The sequence below is a fragment of the Candidatus Tisiphia endosymbiont of Myopa tessellatipennis genome, assembly GCF_964031105.1.
Lineage (GTDB): Bacteria > Pseudomonadota > Alphaproteobacteria > Rickettsiales > Rickettsiaceae > Tisiphia.
On record NZ_OZ035005.1, the window covers coordinates 304,967 to 330,474 of the forward strand.

General features: G+C 33.8%; 16 protein-coding genes, 1 other RNA gene and 1 pseudogene. 8 read left to right on the forward strand and 10 right to left on the reverse strand.

The features are described 5' to 3' along the window. Window positions 1-3: 3 nt before the first annotated feature. Window positions 4-561, forward strand: a complete 558-nt coding sequence (locus AAHN03_RS01510; protein ID WP_341762010.1) for a phospholipase D family protein — start codon at window positions 4-6, stop codon at window positions 559-561. 296 nt (window positions 562-857) lie between these two features. Here AAHN03_RS01510 and AAHN03_RS01515 read toward each other — a convergent pair whose 3' ends face one another. From AAHN03_RS01515 to AAHN03_RS01535, 5 genes are all read right to left on the reverse strand, one after another. Beyond that, complete coding sequence (locus tag AAHN03_RS01515) at window positions 858-1,898, reverse strand: HlyD family secretion protein (RefSeq protein ID WP_342278882.1); 1,041 nt, start codon at window positions 1,896-1,898, stop codon at window positions 858-860. Between the two features lie 297 nt (window positions 1,899-2,195). Then, on the reverse strand, window positions 2,196-2,951 hold the full coding sequence (truA, locus tag AAHN03_RS01520) for a tRNA pseudouridine(38-40) synthase TruA (RefSeq protein WP_341763058.1): 756 nt from the start codon (window positions 2,949-2,951) through the stop codon (window positions 2,196-2,198). Window positions 2,952-2,966: 15 nt separating this feature from the next. Beyond that, on the reverse strand, window positions 2,967-3,632 hold the full coding sequence (locus AAHN03_RS01525; protein ID WP_341753776.1) for an ABC transporter ATP-binding protein: 666 nt from the start codon (window positions 3,630-3,632) through the stop codon (window positions 2,967-2,969). Beyond that, window positions 3,625-4,872: a lipoprotein-releasing ABC transporter permease subunit gene (locus AAHN03_RS01530; protein WP_342278883.1), complete on the reverse strand. Its 1,248-nt coding sequence runs from the start codon at window positions 4,870-4,872 to the stop codon at window positions 3,625-3,627. The genes AAHN03_RS01525 and AAHN03_RS01530 overlap by 8 nt, the downstream gene beginning before the upstream one ends. After that, the gene (locus AAHN03_RS01535) at window positions 4,873-6,042 is read right to left on the reverse strand and encodes an MFS transporter (RefSeq protein ID WP_342278884.1); all 1,170 of its coding nucleotides are present in this window, start codon (window positions 6,040-6,042) and stop codon (window positions 4,873-4,875) included. It abuts the gene before it with no gap. A gap of 205 nt (window positions 6,043-6,247) precedes the next feature. On the opposite strand from AAHN03_RS01535, the pseudogene metK reads away from it, so the two are divergent. From metK to htpG, 3 genes and pseudogenes are all read left to right on the forward strand, one after another. Beyond that, window positions 6,248-7,393: pseudogene (gene metK / locus AAHN03_RS01540) on the forward strand (methionine adenosyltransferase). Between the two features lie 21 nt (window positions 7,394-7,414). Beyond that, window positions 7,415-7,735: a DUF167 family protein gene (locus AAHN03_RS01545; RefSeq protein WP_341762002.1), complete on the forward strand. Its 321-nt coding sequence runs from the start codon at window positions 7,415-7,417 to the stop codon at window positions 7,733-7,735. 33 nt (window positions 7,736-7,768) lie between these two features. Next, on the forward strand, window positions 7,769-9,628 hold the full coding sequence (gene htpG / locus AAHN03_RS01550; RefSeq protein ID WP_342278885.1) for a molecular chaperone HtpG: 1,860 nt from the start codon (window positions 7,769-7,771) through the stop codon (window positions 9,626-9,628). A 97-nt stretch (window positions 9,629-9,725) separates the two neighbouring features. Here htpG and AAHN03_RS01555 read toward each other — a convergent pair whose 3' ends face one another. Both AAHN03_RS01555 and ssrA read right to left on the reverse strand, forming a co-directional pair. Continuing rightward, complete coding sequence (locus tag AAHN03_RS01555; RefSeq protein WP_341762000.1) at window positions 9,726-10,208, reverse strand: ClpXP protease specificity-enhancing factor SspB; 483 nt, start codon at window positions 10,206-10,208, stop codon at window positions 9,726-9,728. 246 nt (window positions 10,209-10,454) lie between these two features. Next, window positions 10,455-10,812, reverse strand: a transfer-messenger RNA (tmRNA) gene (gene ssrA / locus AAHN03_RS01560). Between the two features lie 220 nt (window positions 10,813-11,032). Here ssrA and AAHN03_RS01565 point away from each other — a divergent pair. From AAHN03_RS01565 to AAHN03_RS01580, 4 genes are all read left to right on the forward strand, one after another. After that, window positions 11,033-11,770 carry an ABC transporter substrate-binding protein gene (locus AAHN03_RS01565; RefSeq protein ID WP_342278886.1) on the forward strand — a complete coding sequence of 246 codons (738 nt, stop codon included), beginning with the start codon at window positions 11,033-11,035 and terminating at the stop codon, window positions 11,768-11,770. After that, window positions 11,755-12,237 carry a flavin reductase family protein gene (locus AAHN03_RS01570; RefSeq protein WP_342278887.1) on the forward strand — a complete coding sequence of 161 codons (483 nt, stop codon included), beginning with the start codon at window positions 11,755-11,757 and terminating at the stop codon, window positions 12,235-12,237. Before AAHN03_RS01565 ends, AAHN03_RS01570 begins: the two co-directional genes overlap by 16 nt. Further along, window positions 12,234-12,983, forward strand: a complete 750-nt coding sequence (gene dapB, locus AAHN03_RS01575) for a 4-hydroxy-tetrahydrodipicolinate reductase (RefSeq protein ID WP_342278888.1) — start codon at window positions 12,234-12,236, stop codon at window positions 12,981-12,983. The genes AAHN03_RS01570 and dapB overlap by 4 nt, the downstream gene beginning before the upstream one ends. Before the next feature lie 517 nt (window positions 12,984-13,500). Next, window positions 13,501-14,562, forward strand: a complete 1,062-nt coding sequence (locus AAHN03_RS01580; RefSeq protein ID WP_342278889.1) for an IS110 family transposase — start codon at window positions 13,501-13,503, stop codon at window positions 14,560-14,562. Between the two features lie 493 nt (window positions 14,563-15,055). Here the strand turns inward: AAHN03_RS01580 and rpoC are convergent, their stop codons facing one another. The 3 genes from rpoC to rplL all read right to left on the reverse strand — a co-directional run bounded on the left by rpoC (window position 15,056) and on the right by rplL (window position 25,504). Beyond that, complete coding sequence (gene rpoC / locus AAHN03_RS01585; RefSeq protein WP_410521342.1) at window positions 15,056-19,201, reverse strand: DNA-directed RNA polymerase subunit beta'; 4,146 nt, start codon at window positions 19,199-19,201, stop codon at window positions 15,056-15,058. Between the two features lie 83 nt (window positions 19,202-19,284). Further along, window positions 19,285-23,391 carry a DNA-directed RNA polymerase subunit beta gene (rpoB, locus tag AAHN03_RS01590; protein ID WP_342278890.1) on the reverse strand — a complete coding sequence of 1,369 codons (4,107 nt, stop codon included), beginning with the start codon at window positions 23,389-23,391 and terminating at the stop codon, window positions 19,285-19,287. A gap of 1,744 nt (window positions 23,392-25,135) precedes the next feature. Beyond that, entirely contained in the window at window positions 25,136-25,504 is a 369-nt protein-coding gene (gene rplL, locus AAHN03_RS01595) for a 50S ribosomal protein L7/L12 (RefSeq protein WP_341763019.1), read from the reverse strand. Between the last annotated feature and the right edge of the window lie 4 nt (window positions 25,505-25,508).

Sequence of the window (25,508 nt, forward strand, 5' to 3'; positions counted from 1 at the left end):
AAAATGAAAAAACTACCTAAAAAGCTTAATCTACCCGTAATAATATCGTTCTTACTCGGCATTACTACCGGGATAGGATATAATGAAGTACGAGAAACAGCTTCTTGGCATAGTTTTCATACCGAAACTGATAATTTAAATGTTTGTTTTACCCCACCATCCGGCTGCGGATCATTAATAGCAAAAGAAATATCCAAGGCTAAGGATAGCATTTATGTTCAAGCATTTGGTTTAACTTCGCAAAATATAGTGGATCAACTAATTAAAGCTAAGCAAAACGGTGTTCAAATAAGGGTATTATTGGATCGTAGTAACTTACACGATAGATATTCTAAAATGCATGAATTAAAACGGGCTGGTATTGATGTCTCAATAGATAAAGTACCAGGTATTGCTCACAACAAAGTTATGATCATTGATAAAAGTAAGGTGATTACTGGTAGCTTTAATTTTACCAATGCAGCTGATAATAGAAATGCCGAAAACGTCTTATTAATAGAGAATAGCGATATTGCAGAAACTTATTTGCAAAGCTGGTTTAGTCGTAGAGCAAAAAATTAATTAATTGAACCTCAGTTCGATATAAGAATTATTAATTCTTATATCGAACTGGCTTTGTTATAAGGAAAAATGCACTCTTGAAGCGGCTGACGCGGGTGCATTTTAACTTTTTTCATCATTCAATATGTGATTTTAATTATTAAAATCACATATTGAATGGAGTATTATATTTTAACAATCAGGTGGGCAGCAGCTTCAAACCTGATTGTTTCTATATATAATACTGAATTCGATGTAACTTGTTACATCGAATTCAGGTTAATTGAGGTATACTCGAATAATCATACGAATTGGGGTTAATTAGTCCTGACCGAAACTATAGCAGACATTCCTAGTATCAAATTACTAGTAATATCTTTAGGAGTCTCAAAATCTATTAGCACAGGAATCCGTTGAACAATCTTAGTAAAATTACCAGTTGCATTATCAGTCGGAATTAGACTAAATTTTGAGCCGGTAGCTGGTGATATATTACGTATTCTGCCGTATATGATCTTTTTTGGTAAAGAATCAAACTGTAATTTAACTTTTTGCTTTGGTTGCAATTTTGCAATTTGCGTCTCTTTAAAATTAGCTTTCACATACATTTGTTCATCCTGCACAACAAAAAATAATACTCTCCCTAGATTAATAAAATTACCTACCTGCAAGCTACTATTTGCTACTATTCCGTCAACTGGGGCTATAATTTGGGTATTTACTAAACTTCTAGCTACTATATTTTTATCTTCCAGTAACCCTTTCATTTTTTCTTCCTCAGCAGTTTTCTGTAAAGCTAAAAGTAGTAAGTTCTGCTGTGCAATTTGCAAGTTTAACTTTGCCTGATTATAATCAGTCTTTGCTTTAGTAAAAGACATTTTAGATTCATCTAATGTTTTTTTACTAGCAAATTTCTCTTTGTTAAGCTCTTGAGTTCTTATATAATCAACTGAGTTAATCTCCAAATTAGTACTAGCAGAATCAACAACCTCTTGACAAAGCTCTAAACTAATTTGAGCTATTAAAGTCTTTTGTTCTATGATTTCTATATTTTTAATAGATGCCTTAATAGAAGCTTCCAGTGAAGCAAGACGTGACTTATAATCCTGATCATCGATCTCAGCAATAAGATCACCTTTTTTTACTCTCATATTATCTGAAATAAATACATTTTTAATCACTCCACTAATCTCAGAGCTAACGCTGGATATGTCAGCCTCAATATACGCATTATCAGTCGATTCTGTATGACTCCAAATATAAATATGATAAGCTAGGTAAACGACTATTACACCAAACAAAATCAGAAAATATTTAGCAAATGGATGAGACTTATATTGTTCAAAGATTTTTAACATAAATTAACCTCAGTTTTACGTAATAAATTAATAGTAAGCTCAAGTAATCATCGCCATTAGGGGGGATGTCCACAACTGTTGAAAGTTTACAAATACCTATACCACAGCGTCATTGCGAGCGTAAGCAAAGCAATTGTAAGCCAGCGAATTCCATCAGGGCTGTAGAGTAAATTTTATCTGTATTATTGAAAATATTAATAAAATTCACTTTGCTATAAGCCGGATACATGACTGCATTTGCTTTTTTGCTATTGACGTTATTTTTTTCTTGCATTTTACAGAAGCTCCATACATAAGTTAATAGTCAACTCTAAGAAAATACAACCCACATGCTGGAGCTTTTATACCTGCTGCCTCTCTTTTTTTAGCATCCAAAGCTTTTTGTATATCACCTGCCTGCCATATATTACGTCCAACTAATACTAAACTACCAACAATATTTCGAACCATATGATGTAAAAAAGATCGAGCAGAAACATATATTTTTATATCGTTGTTTTCTTGTGTAATAACTAACTTAGATAAGGTTTTTATAGGTGACTTTGCTTGGCAATATTTACCTCTAAATGAGCTAAAATCATGATTTCCTATGAGATAGAAAGCTCCATATTTCATTGCTTCAACATCAAGAGGTTGTTTTATCCACCAAGCACGATTTAAATCTATTATAACTTGACTAGGCCTATTAATAATTCTATATACATAATGACGTTCTACAGCAGAAAATCTTGCATGAAAATCTCCGTCGACTAGAACACAATCAACTACCCCTATATTATGAGATCTTACAAAATAGTTGATAGCCTGCATAACTTTATAGGGTTGCATATATTTCACTAAATCGAAATGTGCTACTTGCCCTAAAGCATGAACCCCTGCATCAGTCCTGCCAGCTCCGTAAATTACGGCTTTTTCACCGGTAAATTTGTAGATCCCATCTTCCAGTATTTGTTGAATAGATATAGCATTACACTGTCTCTGCCAACCAACAAAAGCAGTTCCTAAATATTCAATGGTAATCTTATATCTATAAAAATCAAGTATTTGATTCATCAATTTATTTACCGCCTATTTCAGCTCTCCATACTGCAATTCATACACTCTATGCATCTTATGTGCCATTTCATGATTATGAGTTACCACAATAATAGAGGTATTTTGTTGTTTGGCAGTTTTAAGTAATAAGTTAAAAACCTCATTAGCAGTATTAGGATCTAGATTCCCAGTAGGTTCATCAGCTAAAATAATTTGAGGATTATTAATTAGGCTACGAGCAATAGCTACTCTTTGTTGCTCACCGCCAGATAGCTCACCCGGCATATTATGTATTTTATTAGCTAGCCCTAACTCTGCTAATAGCTCTTCTGCCTTCTTCAGAGCTAATTTATAACTATCACCAGCAATTAATTTTGGCATTGCTACATTCTCTAAGGCAGTAAAATCTTTGAGTAAATGATGTTGTTGATAGACAAAACCTATATTACGCAGTCTTATTATATGAGCGTGATTTTGGCAATAGTTTGTTGACTCTATCTGCACCTCTCCACTATTTGGGGTATCAAGTAGACCAGCTATATGCAGTAAAGTTGATTTACCGCTACCAGAAGAGCCTATTATGGCAACTAGTTCTCCTTGCATTACAGTTAAGTTAACATTACTTAATACTTCAATAATAGATTTTCCCTGCTTATATTTCTTAGAAATATTTTTTAACATTAATACGGCTTTATTCATAACGCAAGGCATCCACAGGATTCAACTTAGCAGCTTTATATGAAGGATAAATTGTTGCACAAAAACATAGAACTATAGAGATAGTTGATACTAATATAACATCTTCTAATCTTACCTCTGATGGTAGAGTATATAAAAAATAAATCGCTGCTTCAAAAATTTTAGTACCAGTTACTTTCTCCAAGATATTTCTAATAGACTGGATATTATAAGCAAAGCTTGTACCCAATATGATACCTAAAATCGTACCGAGCAAACCTATAAACATGCCATTACAAATAAAAATAAGCATAATCTGCCTAGTACTTGCACCAATAGTACGCAGTACTGCAATATCCGAAGTCTTGTCTTTAACTAACATAAATAAGCTAGACACGATGTTAAAGGCTGCTACCATAATAATCAAAGAGAGAATAGTAAACATTGCTATCCTTTCAACAGCTAAAGCATTTAGAAACTGTAAATGTGATTTCTGCCAACTTGTTACTTTTAACCTTAATCCTAAAAGATTTTGTATCTCCCAAGCAAAATTTTCTGCTTTATTCGGTTCTATGGTTGTTACCTCAATTAGATTAATAACTTCCTTGAAAGACAGAAAATTTTGGGCAGCAATAAGTGGCATTAAAATAGTTGCTGAATCATAATCATACATACCGCTAGTGAAAGTAGCCACAACCCTGAATTCTTTAGATCTAGGCATACTACCAAAAGCAGTAGAAATTGAATTGGGAGAAATTAATTTTATTTTTGCACCTGCTTGAACTCCTAGGTTACGAGCAAGTTCATTACCAACTGCTACCACATCTGTACCAAAAAAATCGGTAAAATCTCCAGTATTAACATTCTGTAAAATTTGATTTTTATATTTGAGTTCAGTTAAATCTATACCTTTAATTATAGCACCACTATTCATTCTTTTACCTAGTGCAAGAGCTTGACCGACAATGCTTGGAGAAATATGTTTTATATAATTCTGACTAATTAATTTTTTGTTAATTTCATCATAATTTGCGATAGAACGTGATACTGGTGTTATGCTAATGTCACCATTAAGACCAATAATGTTTTTAGTCAGTTCATAATGAAAACCGTTCATAACGGACATAACCACTATCAATGCAGCAACACCGATAGTTACACCCATCAAAGAAACACCAGCAATAATAGAAACAAATCGCTCATTCTTCTTAGCTCTAAAATATCGATCTGCTACTTTTAGAATAAAATTATCTTTTATCATTTATTTAGGTTCATCAAATATTCTATCTACTTGCAATAATTTATAACAACCAATCAATGCTATAACTATAGTGATGCACATAACAATTGCTAATTGCTTAAAAGTACCCTGATAAAAATAACTAACTAGCTGCAAACATAATGCGGTAACAATCAATCTTCCTGATACCAATATAGCAGTAATCCTGCCTTTAGCATTTGGTATACTCTCTAATGCCAAAGGCCATAAAATATTACAAGGGAATATCATGCCAATAGCCACTAATTGTGTTACTATTGTTATAGTTAATGGGTCATTAGTCTTGCATATCACCAAAACTATAGCGGCAATTATAAAAGCTACAAGTGCTAAAATACTAAAGAAAAAACATTTTTTTTGTCCAAAATTCTTCAATAAATAACCACTGCTAAAACTTACAGCCGAGAATACTGCAGCCATTGCTCCCTGATAAAAACCAAACTGCTGAATAGACACTCCTAAATCTCGCATGTACAAAATGGGAGAGATAGCAATAAAAACCCAATAACCCTGCATAATAAAAAGCATGGTTACTATATGATAGACAGCTTTTCTAGATTTAAATACTACGCTATAGCCTTTTAAAGATATGTTAATATTATAATTTATCTGCCCTTTGGGAATAAATAATAGGCCTGTTATCAAACAAAATATCCCGAATATTAACAGTATAGCAAAATTACCTCGCCAACTAAGCAAAAAATTTACATAACTTCCTACTACCGGTGCAAAAGCCATGGCTAAAGTAATTGCACCATTTAAAGTTCCCGCCATTTTTTGTTGTTGTTTAACCGAATATAAATCAGCCAGTACTACATAGCCTAATACTGCTACCCCAGATATACCTACCCCTTGCAGAAATCTACCAAATAGTAACACGTAATAATTGGGGGCAAAAGTACAAAAGCTACTACCAATAATAAATATTATAAGACCTATAATGATAATTAACTTCCTGCCAAACCTGTCCCCTAAATTTCCTACAATCAGAGAAGTAACACAGTGGGCTATGAGATTTATTCCTAATAAAAATTCTACCTTAAAAGTAGAAAGATTAAAGGTATCTTGTAAATCTGGAAAACTAGGGACAAATAAATCTACCTCTGCTCCGCATAAAACCTCCATAATTAAAATAGTAATAAACAAATTCATAAAAAAATATATACTCCTTGCAAATGAATAGTTGATAAACAACAAGGCAATTTAAACGTCATAATCAACAGTTAATATAAACATAAGCAAAACTACCTGCTTTTTTATCTAATTTTTCCAGTCCATTATATACTTAAACTTCACAATTTGTAATACATACTCTATAACTCCTTAATGCTCAATACTAAATTTAGGAAATAATATTATGAAGAATTATCATTTATTTACTTCTGAGTCTGTCTCTGAGGGACATCCAGATAAGATGGCTGACCAAATTTCAGATTCTATACTGGATGCAATTCTTAAGGAGGATCCAAAAAAGAGCCGGGTAGCATGCGAAACACTTATAAAGACTGGACTAGTATTTATAGCTGGAGAAATTACAACAGATGCTTAGGTTAACATTGATCAAATAGTACGCAATATTATAAGAGATATAGGCTATACTAGCTCTGATATAGGTTTTGACGCAGACTCTTGTAGTGTGATTACTTCAATAAGCAATCAATCTCCGGATATTGCATTAGGTGTAGATAATCGTGAAGATCATGAAATAGGTGCTGGTGATCAAGGTTTGGTGTTTGGGTACGCAACGAATGAGACTCCTACATTTATGCCTGCACCAATTATCTATGCTCATAAATTAGTTATGAGACAAGCTGAACTCAGAAAAAAGGGCATCTTGCCTTGGTTAAGACTAGATGCTAAAAGCCAAGTCACTTTTAAATATGTTGAGAATAAACCAGTTGGTATAGACACCGTTGTGCTTTCTACGCAGCATCACCCTGATATTTCTCATGCTGATTTAGTAGAAGCAGTAATTGAAGAAATCATTAAGCCTGTGTTACCAGATGAATGGATTGATAAAAATACTAAATATCTTGTGAATCCAACAGGAAGGTTCGTAATTGGAGGACCTTTAGGAGACTGTGGACTTACAGGAAGAAAAATAATAGTTGACACTTACGGCGGAATAGCACGCCACGGTGGCGGATGCTTTTTTGGTAAGGATCCAACAAAAATCGATAGATCTGCATCTTATGCAGCAAGATATATAGCAAAAAATATTGTAGCAGCAGGTGTTGCACAGCGTTGTGAAATTCAAATTTCTTATGCTATTGGAGTTGCCCAGCCAGTGTCTATAAGTATTGAAACGTTTGGAACTAGCAAAATGAGTGAATCAGCAATAATTGAATTAATAAAGAATAATTATGATTTAAGCCCAAGCGGTATTATAAAAAAACTATCTTTATATAATCCAATTTATCTTAAAACAGCATCATATGGGCATTTTGGACGGGAAGATCAAGATTTTCCTTGGGAAAGAATAGATAATATAATGGGACTATAAAATAAGTTGATAATGCAGTATATGAGTAAGATTTTTAACTATAACCCCAATAAGAAATTAGCCATTATTGCTCTTAAGGTTAAAGCTAACGCAAAGACAAATAAGATAAGTGAGTTTGTCATAATTAATAATCAATATCATCTAAAATTATCTATAAAAGCAGTTCCAAAGGATGGTAAGGCTAACGATGCTATTGTCAATTTTCTATCCAAAGAATGGAAAATTTGTAAAAATAATTTTGAGATAATATTAGGTCACACTAATAGTATAAAACTCTTAGCAATAAAAAATATTGAATTAGACTATTTAAATTTACATTTAAAGCATTATATACATAACTAATAACATTGAAGTATAGTATTTTATAGGACTTACATGACCCAAGAAAAAAAGAAGTTTGACGCTGAAGTTGGTAAGATTTTAAACTTAATGATTCACTCTCTTTATAGTAATAAAGAGATTTTTATGCGTGAATTAATATCTAATTCTTCTGATGCTTGTGATAGATTAAGATATTTATTACAAAGTGACGCAAAGCTTATTGCAGATGATCCTCACTTTAAAATTACCGTCAGAATTGATAAAGATAAAAGGCAGATTATTGTTAGAGATAACGGTATTGGTATGAACCGAGAAGATTTGATTGATAATCTAGGAACTATCGCAAGGTCTGGTACAGGAAATTTCTTAAACAATCTGTCTGGAGATGCTAAAAAAGACAGTATGTTAATAGGACAGTTCGGGGTTGGGTTTTATTCAGCTTTTATGATTGCCGATAGCATCACCGTTACCTCAAGAAAAGCAGGAGAAACAAAAGCTTATGTTTGGCAGTCAGATGGTCTTGGAGAATATACTGTAGATGATCTAGACCATGATTTTACAAGGGGAACTGAGGTGGTTATTCATGTCAAGCAAGATGAAGATAGTTATATTGATCATTTTAGATTGAAGCATATAGTTAAAAGTTATTCTGATCATATAGCCATACCTATATATTTTATTGATGAGTCAACTGCTAATGAAATACAGCTTAATTCAGCTTCAGCATTGTGGACAAGACCTAAGTCTGATTTGACTTTTGAGCAATATAAAGAATTTTATAAAACTCTGTCTTATTCGCTTGATGACCCTTGGTTAACTATTCATAATAAAAATGAGGGTACAGTTGAATTTACTAATTTATTATTTATTCCGTCAACCAAGACTTTTGATTTATTCCACCCTGACCGTAAGAGAAGAGTAAAATTATACATCAAAAGAGTTTTTATTTCTGATGAAAATATAGATTTAATACCTTCTTACCTAAGATTTTTAAGAGGAGTAGTAGATTCAGAAGATTTACCTCTAAATATTAGTCGTGAATCTTTGCAGCATAATAGTACTTTAGAAAAGATTAAAGCAGCTATAACTAAAAGAGTCTTGAGTGAACTTAAAAAGAAAAAAGACGAGTCTATAGAGGAATACAGCAAATTTTGGTCCAATTTTGGAGCTGCTTTAAAAGAAGGACTGTGTGAAGCAACTAGTGATCATGACAAATTACTTGAGACATGTATATTTAGCAGTAGCCTTTTAAATAAGATGATTAGTCTTGATGACTATATTAGCAACTTTAAAGAAGGGCAAGACACTATATATTATCTTAGTGGTGATGATCCAGCAAAATTACTTTCTAGTCCTCAAATAGAAGGATTTTTAAGTAAAAACATAGATGTACTTCTTTTTACTGATACAGTTGATGATTTTTGGGTTAATGTCAATAGTAGCTACAAGGGTTATGCCATTAAATCAGTTACTAGAAGTGATATTGATTTAGAGAAATCTGAGCAGAAAATAGAAGATGTAAAAGACGAAAATGATGAATATATAAAATTAACGGAATATTTTAAAGAAATATTAGGTGATTTAGTAAAAGATGTAAGGATTTCTAAAAAACTTACTTCAAGCCCAGCTTGTCTCGCCGTTGGAGACGGAGCTATGGATATTCGTATGGAAAGATTCTTAATTGAACAAAAACAATTAATAGCAGCATCTGCTAAAATACTTGAGCTAAACCCTAAGCATAAAATTATTGAGAAAATTAACGCTGATGTAATCTCAAATAATAAGGACTATGCTAATGAAGAATTGGTTAGATTAATGTATGACCAAGCCTGTATTGTAGAAGGTGAGCCAGTCAATAATACTGGCGGATTTGCAAAAAGACTTAATGATATTATGCAAAAAGCTATCTTATAAACTTAACAATCATATGCAGAGACGTCTCAAATCTGATTGTTTCTATAATTTCACCGATTTGGGATAAGAATTGACAAATTCTTATCTCAAATTCGCGTTATACGGGTTTACTGGGTTTCCGAAATTTGTCCAAAACTATTATATTATCTGCTGAATTAGATTTACTTTTAGAATCGCTAGACACCTTAATTGTTTCTCTTTTCTTCTCGTTAGGCAATTCATTAGATTTGATTGTTTCTAACTTAAACTTTAGGCTGTAACCATTATTAGGATCAACAAAGCTGATAAGCGAATCAAATGGTACATAGATAGTTTCTTTGATACCATCAAAACTAATTGTTACAGAAAAGCCATTGAGCCCTACAGTTAAATCTTCAAATTGATATTGTATTACTATAGTTATTTCTTTGGGATAACGCTCTTTTATCCTAGAAGATAAAACTACGGCAGGATTATCAGTTTTGTAAGAAATATACAAGAGTTGATTCAGCTGCAACTTATCGGTACGAATTTTTGAAAGAATCTTTTTTACAAATTCCAACATACATTCGTTAAGAAATTGTTGATATGGGGTCTTCATAGTTATAAACTAAACAAAGAAAATAACACAAAACTCGATATAGCTAATCCGAAAATGTTTGATCCATAGTAACAACCTTGATGTCATTCCTAGCTAAAAACGGGAATGACATAGCTTCTAGCTAGGTCACATTATAACTAAAACCTTTTCAGGTTAGCTATAGGCTGAACAAAATTTTAATAGTCTTAGTTCAAGCCTTATTCACATGAGGTTTAGTATATCTCTAGTTATGCAAGATAAAATTCTAGCGGGGCTTTTTCTGTTGCCCGGTTAAGCCCCCAACCGCGTAGGACTAAGCAGCTAGTGCTGTAGTTCCTACGAAACGTTCATTATCATTTGCGTTTCTTTTTTTTAACCCAACGACACAAGGTCCGGCGGAATTATACCGAGTAAAGATAATTTTTTTATTAAGCACGTCGATCCTATTTCGCCCCCATGAAAGCTTATGGATAAAACCTGTAGTATCCTTCTATCACAACTTAATTTGGTGGAAGCGTCGGGTACCGCCCCCGAGTCCGCAACCTCTATTCTAAATCACGTTTATTACTATAGCTACAAAATCAGCAATTTTATGCTACAACAATTATAATAGGATGTAAAGGGCAAATTTTAAAAAAGTCTATTGTATATACTTATAAGAAGTGCGATAATCAATTAACATGAGTTCGATTCTAATTCCCTCGATGTCATTCCCGCGTAGGCATTATACCCAGTATAGAAGGATAATTATTACATCGAACTCACGCGAATTTGGGATAAGAATTAGTCAACTCTTATCCCAAATTCGGGTAACTCAGATTAATTAAAACAGTTATTTGATTTTTATGAAACTAATAAAGCTATTCTTCCTTGTTATATGTTGTTCCTTTTTGATGACTGGTTGTGATAATCAATCTAAGGAACAAAATTTAATAGTTGCAACTTCTGCAGATAACCCCCCTTACGAATTTATCCAAAATGGTCAAATAGTAGGATTTGATATTGATATTATTAATGCTATAGGAGAACAAATAGGGAAAAAAGTTATAATTAAAAATTTTGATTTTAATGGTTTACTTGCATCCTTGACTACTGAGAATGTTGATATAGTGATAGCTGGGTTATCAGTAACCGAAGAGCGTAAAAAACATATTAGCTTCTCAGTTCCTTATGTATCAACGAATGTGTCAATATTGTATAGATCAGCAGATAATTTAAAGAATACTGGAGATTTGGATAATAAAGCTGTGGGTGTACAACTTGGTACAACATGGGCGGTAATAGTTCAGGATTTAGCTAAGCAGTTTAATATTAGAATAAATTATTTATCAAATAATTTAATGCTAGTCGAAGAGTTAAAGTCAAAAGTTATAGATGCGGTGGTACTAGAGGCATCCCAATCTAAGAAATTTATTGAGAATAATCCTGATCTTGCTAGCTTCAGTTTAACAGAGTTTTCATCTGAACTAGCTATCGCTATGCCAAAAAATTCTAAACTTATTGAGAGTGTTAATAAAGCTATTGTTGAATTGACAGAAGATGGAACAATTAGCCGTATTACTAAAAGATGGCTTCAACAGTGAATTCCGAACGATTTAAACAAGCTCTTAGTACTTTTCCTACAGGGGTTACTATTATCACTACTTTATACAATAATAAGCTATTTGGTTTTACTGCAGATTCCTTTACCTCAGTTTCTTTGTTACCACCTTTGGTATCGTTTTGTCTTGATAAACAAGCTTTTAGCATGAGTGCTTTTACTAGTAGCGAGTATTTTGCTGTTAGTATTCTAGCTGAGGATCAAGAAGATATTTCTAGGCATTTTTCTAAGTTTAACACTGATAAATTTGCGGGTATTTCGTATAATTTAGGGTGTACTACTAATTGTCCTTTGATTGAGGGAGCAGTTTGCCATATTGAATGCAACAAGTTTAGTCAATATGAAGCAGGAGATCATGTTATACTGATTGGTGAGGTGATAAATACTATAGTGAACAGTAACTTAAACCCTCTAGTACATTGTTTAAGACAATATAGAGGATTAAAATGACTGTTTGTATAGGTGTTTGTGGTGCAACTGGTAAAATGGGGCAGATGATAATTCAAAGAATGAATGGATTTAATGCTTGTACACTTTCTACAACATTTACTAGAAAAAATAGCATAGATGATCTTGCTAAGTTTTGTCAGAATTCTGATGTAATTATCGACTTTTCTAGCAGTGAAATATTAGAAAAATTACTTGATTATGCTATTAGCTACAACAATAAATTAGTGATTGGCACTACTGGCCTAACTCAATATCAGCTTGATCACTTAAACGCAGCTTCCAAAAGCTTGGCTATATTATATTCAGCTAATATGAGTTTAGGTGCGAACTTACTTACAGTACTGGCAGAAAAGGCAGCAAAAACTCTAGATAATACTTACGATATAGAGATTCTAGATTGTCACCATCGTATGAAGAAAGACGCCCCTTCTGGTACAGCTATAATGTTGGGTAAGGCTGTAGCTAAGGCTAGAAATTTAGATTTTGATGAATATGCAGTATTTGATCGTAGTCAAAAAGGTCAAAGACAGCCTGATGAAATTGGTATTAGTTCTATTAGGGGAGGACAGGTACATGGGGAACATGAAGTGTTATTTTTAGGTAATAACCAAGTTCTTAGTATAAAACATCAAGCATTAAGTAAAGAATCCTTTGCTGATGGTGCAATTCAGGCTGCCATTTGGTTATTTGATAAACCAGCCGGTCTTTATTCAATGCGTGATATGTTCTCGCTACTCATCTTCTAGACGAAAAAGTGCTTAAAACACCTAAAGAATAAGGTTTATAAGGATTTTGCCATAAGATTTGTAGTCATGTAAATGATATTTTTTATTTGACAATGCTAGAATTTAGAGATATAATCTCTTTCATGTATATTACAACTGTTCCAAACAGAAATTCTCGTCCTGCAATATTGCTTCGTACCTCTTATCGCTACTCATCTTCGAGACAAAAAAGTGCTTAAAACGTCTAAAGAATCAGGTTTGCAGTGGTTTTAGCATGAAGTTTGTAGTCATGTAAACATCACTTTTCTACTTGACATACTAAAAATTAGTCAACATAATGCTTCTTATGTGTATTACCATTGTTTTGTTTCAAATAAAAACTCTTGTCATTAAAGTACACTTTTATCAGTATTTCTTTATTATAAAATTCCACAGGTGAAAAAATAATGGTATGGACCTCCTGATATACAGAATGAAAAGCAGTTGCTAATCTTCTAAAGTTAATATTAAATATTAAAATAACAATCAGGATGCTAAGATGGAAGTTACCACAATTGGTATAGATATTGCAAAAAGAATTTTCCAAATTCATGGTGTAGATAAAAATGGTAAGACGGTATTAAAGAAAAAATTAATGAGAGATCAAGTTTTAACATTTATGGCTAATTTACCAAAATGTTTGGTAGGGATGGAAGCTTGCGGCGGAGCTAGTTACTGGGCAAGAGAAATAACTAAATTGGGGCATACAGTAAAACTAATGGCAGCACAATTTGTCAAACCGTATGTTAAAACTAATAAAAATGATCAAGCTGATGCAGAAGCTATATGTGAAGCGGTAACAAGACCAAATATGAGGTTTGTACCAATTAGAACTGTAGAACAACAAGATATTTTATCAATTCATCGAGTAAGAGAGAGATTGGTAAAAAATCGTACTGCCCTTGCTAATGAAATTAGGGGTCTACTACATGAATTTGATTTTATTATTCCTCAAGGGATCAATAAGGTTATGACAAAATTAACCGAGATTTTAGATGAAGGAAATTTAAGCCAGCTGGGTTATCAAACATTTAGTGAACTGAAAGAGGAATTTTTGGATAATGACAAAAAAATAAAAGAGATAGAAAAAAGATTAAAAATAATAGCTAGCAACTTAACTCAATATCAACGATTAACAGCTATACCTAGTCTTGGTTTAATTACTGCTACTGCTTTAATAGCATCAATAGGTAATGCTACAAGTTTTGAGAATGGTAGACAATTATCGGCATGGTTTGGATTAGTGCCAAGGCAGCATTCCAGTGGAGGGAAAGATAAGTTGCTTGGAATTAGCAAGCGAGGTGATGTTTACTTGCGTACTCTATTGATCCAAGGAGCTAGAGCTGTACTAAATGCCAAGATAAGATTTACATTGGAAGAACAAAAATCTAAAAAAGATTTTAGCAAATTTACGCAGTGGATGTTTAATTTATCTGAGCGAAATGGACATAATAAAACAGTAGTTGCTGTAGCTAATAAACTGGCAAGAGTGGTGTTTGCAGTACTAAGGTCAGGGGATGATTATGTAGAGAGTAAAGTTTGTAGCACAGAGCTATTATAATTAACATAAAATAAAATAAATAGTGGTTTATTAATTAATAGGTAAACAAAGAATATGTAAAAGATTCCAACCCGGAATATGCGTGAGATAATAATATTGATGGTAAATAAGACAAACCTTAGCTTACAAAAAAACTGATGACTACAATGGCTCTTTGAAGCCGATAAAATGATAAGTATATAGTAAATTTGTAAGCCAGCGAATTCCATCAGGGCTGTAGGATAAATTACACATAATTTATTAACTATAAGCCGGATACATGTATGCATTTGCATTTTTGCTATTAGATGTTATTTTTTTCTTGCATTTTACAGGAGGTTCATACATGTAGTCAGTAACGAGAATTTAATTCTACACTCCACTCGTCGCATAATACTCACGTTCTATAGCATAATTTCTGCTCATATTTATCTCGAAGATAAGACGCGAATCCTTGATATTCTCAAAAAACAATTCGTAGGAGCAGAAGAGTACACTCCCTATTAAAGAGAATCTATCCTAAAGTTTTCTGATAATTGACCTCTTCCTGGTCCAGTTTAGCTGCAAGTTTACGCATCCTATTCATGTAAAAGCCTGTTCCTGCTGGTACTAATCTACCAACTATGACATTTTCTTTCAACCCACGCAATTTATCAATTTTTCCAGCTATAGCAGACTCCGTTAGAACTCTTGTTGTTTCTTGGAAAGAAGCAGCAGAAATAAATGATCTAGTTTGCAACGATGCCTTAGTAATACCTTGTAGGATTGGTTGGGCTTCAGCCGGTCTTAAACCGTTATCTATAGCTTTTTTATTAATTTCAGCAAATTCACGATGATCTATCTTCTCATCAACCATTAATGTCGTATCCCCAGAATGGGTTACCTCTACTTTTTGTAACATTTGGCGAATTATTACCTCAATGTGCTTATCGTCAATTTTTACGCCCTGTAAACGGTAAACTGCTTGGATTTCTCCTACCATGTAGCTTGTAAGAGCTTCCACTCCCATTACCTTTAAAATATCCTGTAGAACTGGATTGCCATCAATTAACATATCGCCTTTTTTAACAAAATCACCTTCATTAACAACAACATGTTTGCCTTTTGGTACCATATATTCAATTGGTGTAGTGTTATCACTTGGCTGAATAACAATACGCCTTTTTGACTTATAGTCTTTGCCAAATTCAACTCTACCATCTACTTCTGCAATAACAGCATGATCTTTTGGACGTCTAGCCTCAACAAGTTCAGCTACTCGTGGAAGACCCCCAGTAATATCTTTTGTTTTAGTTGATTCCCTTGGAATACGTGATAAAATATCACCTACTGACACCTTAGCACCATCTTCAACATTTAAAATAGCATTCACTGGCATGTAATATCTAGCCTCCAAACCATTGGATAGCATAATAGTTTCTCCATTCTCATCAACTAATTGAATACGAGGACGTAACTCTGCTCCGCGTGAATATTGTTTTGATTCAATTATAACTTTGCTAGAAATACCAGTTGTTTCATCAGTGATATCACGAATTGACACTCCTTCTACCATATCCTTAAATACAACCTTTCCAGATTTCTCGGTAATAATCGGAATAGTGTACGGATCCCTCTCTACTAATTTTTGTCCTTTTTTTACCTTATCTGAATCATCAGCTATTAATCTTGCACCATACGGTACTTTATGTCTTGCCTTCTCATTATTATTAGCATCCAATAATAATAACTCACATGAACGACCCATTACGATCTTACGTCCCTCAGAATCAACAACCACATTACGACCTAAAATCTTCACTTTTGCATCATGAGAGGCTTCTATTGAAGATATTTCAACACCTTTCGTTGCAGCTCCTCCAATATGGAAAGTTCTCATGGTCAGCTGGGTACCTGGCTCACCAATTGACTGGGCAGCAATCACTCCTACTGCTTCTCCGACTGATACTAAAGAACCAGTGGCTAGATCTCTACCATAACATCTTACACATATTCCATCAACAACCTCACATGTTAGAACAGATCTTACCATTACCACATCCAAACCAGAAGATTCGATTTCTTCTAATTTTGCTTCATTAATTAATTCACCGGCTGATAGTAATAATGCATTAGTAACTGGGTGATATACGTTAATCGCAACTGTTCTACCTAAAATTTGCTCTGCGAGCGATACAATAACTTCACCACCATCGATAATACTTCTAACTTCTATGCCTTTTGTAGTTTTACAATCTTCATCAGTAATTATACAATCTTGAGCAACATCAACTAATCTACGGGTTAAATACCCAGAATTAGCTGTTTTCAACGCTGTATCTGCAAGACCTTTACGTGCACCATGTGTAGAATTAAAATATTCAAGAACAGTAAGACCTTCTCGAAAATTAGAAATAATCGGGGTTTCAATAATCTCACTTGATGGTTTAGCCATCAAACCACGCATACCAGCTAATTGCTTAATCTGTGCTGCTGATCCCCTTGCTCCCGAAGTAGCCATCATATATATCGAATTTACTTTCTGATGATTAGGCTTATTATTAACAGGTGTCATAGCAATTTCTTTCATCATGTCATTTGCCACTTTATCCGTACATTTAGACCAAGCATCAATCACTTTATTGTATTTTTCACCGTAAGTAATTAGACCATCAGAATATTGTTGTTCAAATTCTTTTACCTCAGTCAATGTTGAATCAATATGACTATCTTTTGATTTTGGTACAACCATGTCGTCCATACCAAAAGAAATACCTGAGGAACAAGCATATTTAAATCCAAGTTTCATTAGTTGATCAGCAAAGATCACTGTAGCCTTTTGTCCACAGTGGCGATACACCAAATCAATAACCGCAGATATATCCTTTTTAGTCATGGATTTATTTACGAACTTAAATCCAACATTATGATTACGTGGTAATAATTCTCCTATAATTAACCTACCAAAGCTAGTATCCACTATAGTTGATACAACCTCCCCTTCAACATTAAGCACATCGCGACGAAATTTTATCTTTGAGTGAATAGTTATTACCTTATTATACAAAGCATGTTCAATCTCCGACATGCTAGCAAAACTCATCCCTTCACCAAGTTCATTGTCAAAAACCATTGTTAAATAATAAAGACCTAGTACTATGTCCTTATCAGGGACGATAATCGGACGACCATTTGCCGGACTCAATATGTTGTTTGTTGACATCATAAGTACTCTTGCCTCAAGCTGAGCTTCAATTGAAAGAGGGATATGCACTGCCATCTGATCACCATCAAAATCAGCATTGAACGCAGCACAGACTAAAGGATGTAGCTGGATAGCTTTCCCTTCTATCAGTAAAGGTTCAAAAGCTTGGATACCTAAACGATGCAAAGTTGGTGCTCTATTCAGCAATACTGGATGTTCACGTATAACTTCTTCTAAAATATCCCATACTTCTGATTTCTCAGCTTCAACCATTTTCTTAGCAGCTTTTATAGTGGTAGCAATTCCATATAATTCAAGCTTTGAATAAATAAATGGCTTGAATAATTCCAACGCCATCGTCTTTGGTAAACCACATTGGTGTAACTTAAGCTCTGGTCCCACAACGATAACAGAACGACCAGAATAATCCACTCGTTTACCAAGCAAATTCTGACGAAAACGACCTTGTTTACCTTTTAGCATATCACTAAGTGACTTAAATGGACGTTTATTAGTATTTTTCACTACTTTACCACGACGACCATTATCAAATAATGCATCGACCGATTCTTGTAACATCCTTTTTTCATTTCTGATGATAATATCCGGTGCTTTTAGTTCAAGTAGTCTTTTTAATCTATTATTTCTATTAATAACCCTTCTATAAAGTTCGTTAAGATCAGAAGTTGCAAACCTTCCTCCATCAAGCATAACTAATGGTCTAATTTCAGGTGGGATAACTGGCAAAACAGTCATAATCATCCATTCTGGCTTATTCTCAGATTCAAGAAAATCTTCAACTAACTTAAGTCTTTTAACAATCTTCTTCTTTTTAACTTCTGAAGATGTATTTAATAAATCTTCTTGCAAACTCTTCTTTAATTCAGGTAAATCAAGTTCTGTAAGCATCTGCTGAATTACTTCAGCCCCAATAGAAGCAGTAAAACTATCTTCTCCGTACTCATCTTGTGCCTTTTGCAAACCGTCTTCCGATAAAAGGTCACCTTTTTGCAGAGCAGATAACCCAGGATCAACAACAACATAACTTTCAAAATATAGAACTTTTTCTAGATCCTTCATAGTCATATCTAGCAATGTACTAATCCTTGATGGTAAAGATTTCAAGAACCATATATGGGCAACTGGTGCTGCTAGCTCAATATGCCCCATTCTTTCTCTTCGGACTCTAGATGTAGTAACTTCAACACCACATTTCTCACAAGTGATGCCACGATATTTCATACGTTTATATTTACCACAAAGACACTCATAGTCCTTCACGGGTCCAAAAATTCTAGCACAAAATAGTCCTTCTTTCTCTGGCTTGAAAGTACGGTAATTTATTGTCTCAGGTTTCATTACCTCACCAAAAGACCATGAACGCACTTGATCAGGACTAGCAATATTAATTCTTATTTGATCAAATTGCTGAGTACTGCTTAATTGTCCGTAAAAATTTGTCATCCCTGTTGTCATAAAGATTCTTCCTTAAAAAATTTTTCAGATATAGTTTAGTAAAAAGCCTCTTGGATCTTCTGTAGCAATTGCAAAAAATATCTTTAATCTGTGGTAGTATCCTCAAGCTTTACATTTAAGCACAAGGACCTGAATTCTTTGATCATCACGTTAAACGACTCAGGAATACCCGATTCAAAATTATTATCACCTCGGACAATAGATTCATAAATTTTAATTCTACCAACCACATCGTCTGATTTTACAGTTAACATTTCTTGTAACGTATAAGCAGCACCATAAGCTTGCAGTGCCCAACACTCCATCTCACCAAATCTTTGACCTCCAAAATGCGACTTACCACCTAATGGTTGCTGAGTTACCAAACTATAAGGACCGATAGAACGAGCATGAATTTTATCATCAGCCAAATGATGTAATTTTAGGAAATATTTATAGCCAACTGTAACGGCACGATCAAAATACTCTCCTGTTCTACCATCAATCAACCTAATTTGACCTGATGGGTCTTGATCTGCAAGGACTAGCATTTCTTTTACATTCTCAACCTTTGCACCATCAAAAACTGGGGTTGAAAAATATACCCCCTTATCGATATTATTACAAAACTCAATAATCTCTTGATTGGACATTTTCTTTATATTTCTTGTCGTTGAGTTATGCCCATATACCTCGGAAACAAAAGATTTAAGCTCTTCTACATCAATTTTGTTGTTATGAACTTGATCCAACATAGAAGATATTTTTTTACCAAGATTTACTGCCGCCCAACCAAGATGAGTCTCTAAAATCTGCCCTACATTCATACGTGAAGGTAAGCCAAGTGGGTTAAGAACTATATCAACTACTGTGCCATCTTCTAAAAATGGCATATCTTCTTCTGGCATAATACGAGAGATAACACCCTTATTTCCGTGTCTTCCGGCCATTTTATCTCCAGGTTGTAACTTATGTTTAGTAGCAATGAATACTTTTACAACTTTAAGAGCACCTTGTGGTAAGTCATCACCACTTTGTAATTTCTCTACTTTGCTAGTAAAACACTTATTAAGCTTCTCTTGCTTTTCATCATAATGACGTTTAATTTGCTCAATTTCATTCATTACATTAGCATCTTCAACAATCAGTTGCCAAAATTGTCCTTTTGATAATGACTTAAGAGTTTGATCACTAATCAATTGACCGGATTTTACGGATTTAGGGCCGCTAACAATTATTTGTCCTGTTAAAATCTTCTCTAAACGCATAAAAACAAAATGCTCTATGATTCGAAGTTCATCATCCCTATCTTTTGATAATTTTTCAATTTGTTGTTTTTCAATAGCTATAGCACGCTCATCCTTTTCTATTCCCCTACGAGAAAACACTCGTACTTCTACCACTGTACCAGTGATCCCAGTAGGAACACGTAAAGATGAATCCCGAACATCTGAAGCTTTTTCTCCAAAAATAGCTCTGAGTAATTTCTCTTCTGGAGTCATAGGTGACTCACTTTTAGGGGTAACCTTACCCACCAAGATATCGCCTGGTTTTATTTCTGCACCAACATATACTATACCAACTTCGTCAAGATGGCGTAAACTTTCATCACTAACATTTGGAATATCGCGAGTAATTTCTTCGGGGCCAAGTCTTGTATCTCTAGCAATTATTTCAAATTCTTCAATATGAATTGAGGTATAAATATCATCTTTTACAATACGTTCTGATATTAAAATCGAATCTTCAAAATTATAACCATTCCATGGTAAAAAAGCTACTAGCACATTTCTACCAAGAGCTATTTCACCATTATCTGTACTTGGTCCATCAGCAATTACTTCACCTTTTTTTACATAATCACCAACGTTAATCAACGGCTTTTGATTAATACAAGTATTATGGTTAGATCTTTGAAATTTTAATAAATTATAAATGTCCACACTAGGTGATCCATCTGTTTTCTGCTCCTTAGTCCTTACAACTATTCTAGTTGAATCAACTTGCTCTACTATCCCATCATGCAAGGCTACAACTGAAACCCCAGAATCTTGTGCAACAATTCCTTCAATACCAGTACCAACTAAAGGGGCATCACTTCTAATAAGCGGTACAGCCTGACGTTGCATGTTTGACCCCATCAAGGCTCTATTAGCATCGTCATTTTCTAAAAATGGAATAAGTGATGCAGCAACGGAAACAACCTGCATCGGGGTAACGTCAATGTAATCCACTTCTAGAGGGGTAACCATAACAAAATTACCACCTTCAGTTCGACAGTTAATTAATTCTTCTTGTAACAAACCTTTTTGATCGACAACTGCATTAGCTTGAGCAACTTTATATTTTCCTTCTTCAATAGCTGACAAGTAAACAACTTCGTCAGTTACATGACCATACACGACTTTTCGATAAGGTGTCTCAATGAAGCCATGCTTATTAACTCTAGCATAAGTAGCCATGGAATTAATCAAACCTATGTTCTGTCCTTCTGGTGTTTCAATTGGACATATCCTCCCATAATGAGTAGGGTGGACGTCCCTCACTTCAAACCCTGCTCTCTCCCTGCTAAGTCCACCAGGCCCTAAAGCTGATAATCTTCTTTTATGAGTTATTTCTGATAATGGATTAGTTTGATCCATAAATTGAGAAAGTTGTGAAGTACTAAAAAATTCTTTTACTACAGAAACCAAAACTTTTGAATTTACTAAATCATGAGGCATAACGGCATCAAGATCAACCACCGACATTCTTTCAAGTACTGATTTCTCTATACGAACAAGACCAATTCTGAACTGATTCTCAATTAGTTCACCAACTGACCTAACTCTTCTGTTACCAAGGTGATCAATATCATCTATCGAACCTTTACCATCTTTTAGCTCTACTAAAACTTTAAGAATATTTTTAATATCTTCAATAGTTAAAATAGCTGTAGATTCTGGTATATTAAGTTCCAATCTTGCATTCATTTTAATACGACCAACTTCTGAAAGATCATATCTTTCATGGTCAAAGAACAAGTTGTTAAATAATGTTTTAGCAGCTTCAATATTAGCTGGTTCTCCTGGTCTTAATACCCTAAATATGTCTATCAATGCTGATTCATAATTTTGATTTTTATCAGCAAATAAGGTGTTCCTTATGTAAGGACTTGATTGTGGATTTATAGCAAGTACATCGACAGACGGAATTTCAAGAGTCATAATAGAGTCCAGCATATCCATTGTGATCATTTCACCAATTTCGGCTAGTACCTCACCATTATCCGGATTAACAAGATCTTGTGCTAAATATTTGCCTACTAAATATTCACGTTCTACCAAAATATTTTTCACTCCATCTTTAGCAAATTTTTTAGCAAAACGAGGAGTAATCTTCTGACCAAATGCAAGTATCACATTGCCGGTATCCGCATCCACTAAGTCATTAACTAGCCTATGAGCAGTTATAGACTCAGGTATAAACTTTGTTGCCCAGCTTGCATTTTTGGTAAAACATGTTACCGTATCATAATAGAATTTTATAATTTCATTGGTAGACATTCCAATGGCTCTAAGAAGAGTAGTAGCATAAAGCTTTCTTTTCCTATCTATTCTAAAGTAAACAATATCTTTAGCATCAAATTCAAAATCTAGCCATGATCCTCTATAAGGTATAACTCTAGCAGAATATAGAAACTTCCCTGAAGAATGAATTTTCCCATCATCATGATAGAAAAATACGCCAGGTGACCTATGCATCTGTGATACCACCACTCTTTCTGTACCATTAATAATAAAAGTACCATTCTTTGTCATTAGGGGAATATCCCCCATATAAACTTCTTGTTCTTTAATACCTTTGATTTCTTTTGCTCCAGTGTCTTCATCAATATCCCAAATACTTAATCGCAATGTGACTTTAAGAGGAGCAGCATAACTAAGACCTCTTTGAGTACATTCTTCGACATCATATTTAGGATTATCAAATTCATATTTAGCAAATTCTAAATATGCAACATTAGAGGGATCGTGAATCGGAAAAATTGAACTTAATACTGATTGTAATCCTCTGTTTTCTCGCTCAGAATCTTTAACTCCTAATTGTAAAAAACCTTTTTCATAAGAATTTTTCTGAACCTCTATCAAATTTGGTATAGACGCTACCAAATTTATGTGACCAAAATTTTTTCTTACGCGTTTGCCAATTGATAAGGATTGCGTTGTCATATAATCTCCCGATTAATGCTTTTAATAATTTTTTATTTTGAAACCAAGTAAAAATCTACTTCAAACTTGGAATCTCACATATTACAATAGTCTCAATGTCATTCCCTTCAATGTCCCCCTACGAAAGTAGCAAGGTCTAGAAAAAGCCTAGAAGGCTACTTTTTTAGATTCCACTACCCACGCTGGGATAATATAGAGTTTGCTTATCCCTGTATCATAGCTCGGATAACATCAACCCTAACAAAGATAACATTAAATTTGCTACTAACTTGTTACATCAAATTCAGGTTATTTAATTCAAAATTAAACTTTAATTACCAATTTCTTTACCTTAACATAAACTAAATTGTTATACTCGAATGATCTGAAGAATGGGGACAACAAACAAAGGGTGAACAAACGCAACGTAGTAAACCGTTGTTCGTACGCGAAATCCCCGCAACTATTTGCGAAAGCAATTCTTCAAAGCAGAAGAGTATACCTTAAATTTCTTTTTTAGTATTCCATATAAACTCCAAATAAAGATAAAAATCTAAAAAAACTCGATTTAAAAATATACTTGAATGATTTAAAGAATTAGAGCATAAAACAAGAGGGGAGCGTAGCATATGTACATTAGGAATAAAAACATGCGAATACTCTGTAATTTTGCGAAACCAATTCGTTAAATTATTCAAATATAATAGGGGTGTACTTAAATGATTTGAAGAATGGGGACAATAAACAAGGGCTAAGCGAACTAGGCGTACATCTAGTACGTAAATACACAAATACCCGAAATTTTGCCACACCAATTCTTTAAAGTAGAAAAATATACTAAAATGTACAAATCTGTTTCTTATCTTCATCTGATTCAGAATTTTGGATAAATAAATACAAAGACCTCTTAAAGCAAAAGAACTTTGTCTTAAAAGTTTTATAAGTTTTTGTACAAAATGTAATAGTTTATACGGGTATGATAACATATTTAGCAACATAACTCGTAAACCAAATAGAATATCACACAACAAGTTCATTTCCATTATTAACAATACAAACCTAGATTTAGTCCCAAAATGTTTCTACCAATCTATGTATATTCTAAATCTTGCGGTATACTCGAATGTGACTCCGAATTGGATTTGAAAATGAGGGGCGAGCAGACTAGGCGTACATAAGGTACGTGAGTACGCGAGTCCCTGATATTCTCAAAAAATAATTCGGAATCACATTCGAGTATACATATATTTATTATTGTTTTGCTTTATAAAGAAAGGCTATCACAAAACTACTACATGGGTATAACTTAAGCAGCCTAAGTATAATCTGTCTGCTTTGAAAAATTATTTTTTGAAAATATCAGGGACTCGTGTACTCACGTACCTTATGTACGCTCCATTCACTCGCCCCTCATTTTTAAATCCAATTCTCCAAATCATTCGAGTATATCATCCCTGTGACGGTTAATGTCATTCCTGCCTACACGGGAATGACATCTTTTTTGTTAAAATACTGCTCAACAATAACAAAACCCTGTGCTTAAGTTAATACCCATAAAAACTGCTGGGGATTCACATACTTACAAATGTACGCTTAATCCTTTATCCCTTTGTCCCTATTCTTTGATCACTACACTCTATAATTAACTTAGAAAGTTATCCTAACAACCTTCACAGAGCCTAATTAATATGAACTTACACAAACAAGCTATTTAATACACCCCCAAAGTAAACTCTAGGCTTTTTCTACCCGATGGTACACTCAATTATTTTAATTCAATTTTTGCTCCAACTGCTTCTAATTTTGCTTTAAAACTTTCAGCATCTTCTTTATTTACACCAGATTTAATAGTTTTTGGGGCAGCATCTACTAACTCTTTAGCCTCTTTTAAACCAAGACCAGTAAGTTCTCTAGTTACCTTAATTACCTCTATTTTTTTATCACCACTACTGACTAAAACAACTTCAAATGCTGTCTTTTCAGCTACTGCTTCTGATGCTACAGAACCCACCGCCTGTGCTACAGGAGCTGCGGCTGTTACACCCCATTTTTCTTCTAGCATTTTTGCAAGCTCTGCTGCTTGAATTACTGTAAGTGTTGACAATTGATCTACGATTTTTACTAGGTCTGTCATAATT

Bases quoted from the DNA above. Each gene is read 5' to 3' on its own strand.
- AAHN03_RS01510 (WP_341762010.1), top strand. From the start codon at position 4: ATGAAAAAACTACCTAAAAAGCTTAATCTACCCGTAATAATATCGTTC.
- AAHN03_RS01515 (WP_342278882.1), bottom strand. From the start codon at position 1,898: ATGTTAAAAATCTTTGAACAATATAAGTCTCATCCATTTGCTAAATAT.
- truA (WP_341763058.1), bottom strand. From the start codon at position 2,951: ATGAATCAAATACTTGATTTTTATAGATATAAGATTACCATTGAATAT.
- AAHN03_RS01525 (WP_341753776.1), bottom strand. From the start codon at position 3,632: ATGAATAAAGCCGTATTAATGTTAAAAAATATTTCTAAGAAATATAAG.
- AAHN03_RS01530 (WP_342278883.1), bottom strand. From the start codon at position 4,872: ATGATAAAAGATAATTTTATTCTAAAAGTAGCAGATCGATATTTTAGA.
- AAHN03_RS01535 (WP_342278884.1), bottom strand. From the start codon at position 6,042: ATGAATTTGTTTATTACTATTTTAATTATGGAGGTTTTATGCGGAGCA.
- AAHN03_RS01545 (WP_341762002.1), top strand. From the start codon at position 7,415: ATGAGTAAGATTTTTAACTATAACCCCAATAAGAAATTAGCCATTATT.
- htpG (WP_342278885.1), top strand. From the start codon at position 7,769: ATGACCCAAGAAAAAAAGAAGTTTGACGCTGAAGTTGGTAAGATTTTA.
- AAHN03_RS01555 (WP_341762000.1), bottom strand. From the start codon at position 10,208: ATGAAGACCCCATATCAACAATTTCTTAACGAATGTATGTTGGAATTT.
- AAHN03_RS01565 (WP_342278886.1), top strand. From the start codon at position 11,033: ATGAAACTAATAAAGCTATTCTTCCTTGTTATATGTTGTTCCTTTTTG.
- AAHN03_RS01570 (WP_342278887.1), top strand. From the start codon at position 11,755: ATGGCTTCAACAGTGAATTCCGAACGATTTAAACAAGCTCTTAGTACT.
- dapB (WP_342278888.1), top strand. From the start codon at position 12,234: ATGACTGTTTGTATAGGTGTTTGTGGTGCAACTGGTAAAATGGGGCAG.
- AAHN03_RS01580 (WP_342278889.1), top strand. From the start codon at position 13,501: ATGGAAGTTACCACAATTGGTATAGATATTGCAAAAAGAATTTTCCAA.
- rpoC (WP_410521342.1), bottom strand. From the start codon at position 19,201: ATGACAACAGGGATGACAAATTTTTACGGACAATTAAGCAGTACTCAG.
- rpoB (WP_342278890.1), bottom strand. From the start codon at position 23,391: ATGACAACGCAATCCTTATCAATTGGCAAACGCGTAAGAAAAAATTTT.
- rplL (WP_341763019.1), bottom strand. From the start codon at position 25,504: ATGACAGACCTAGTAAAAATCGTAGATCAATTGTCAACACTTACAGTA.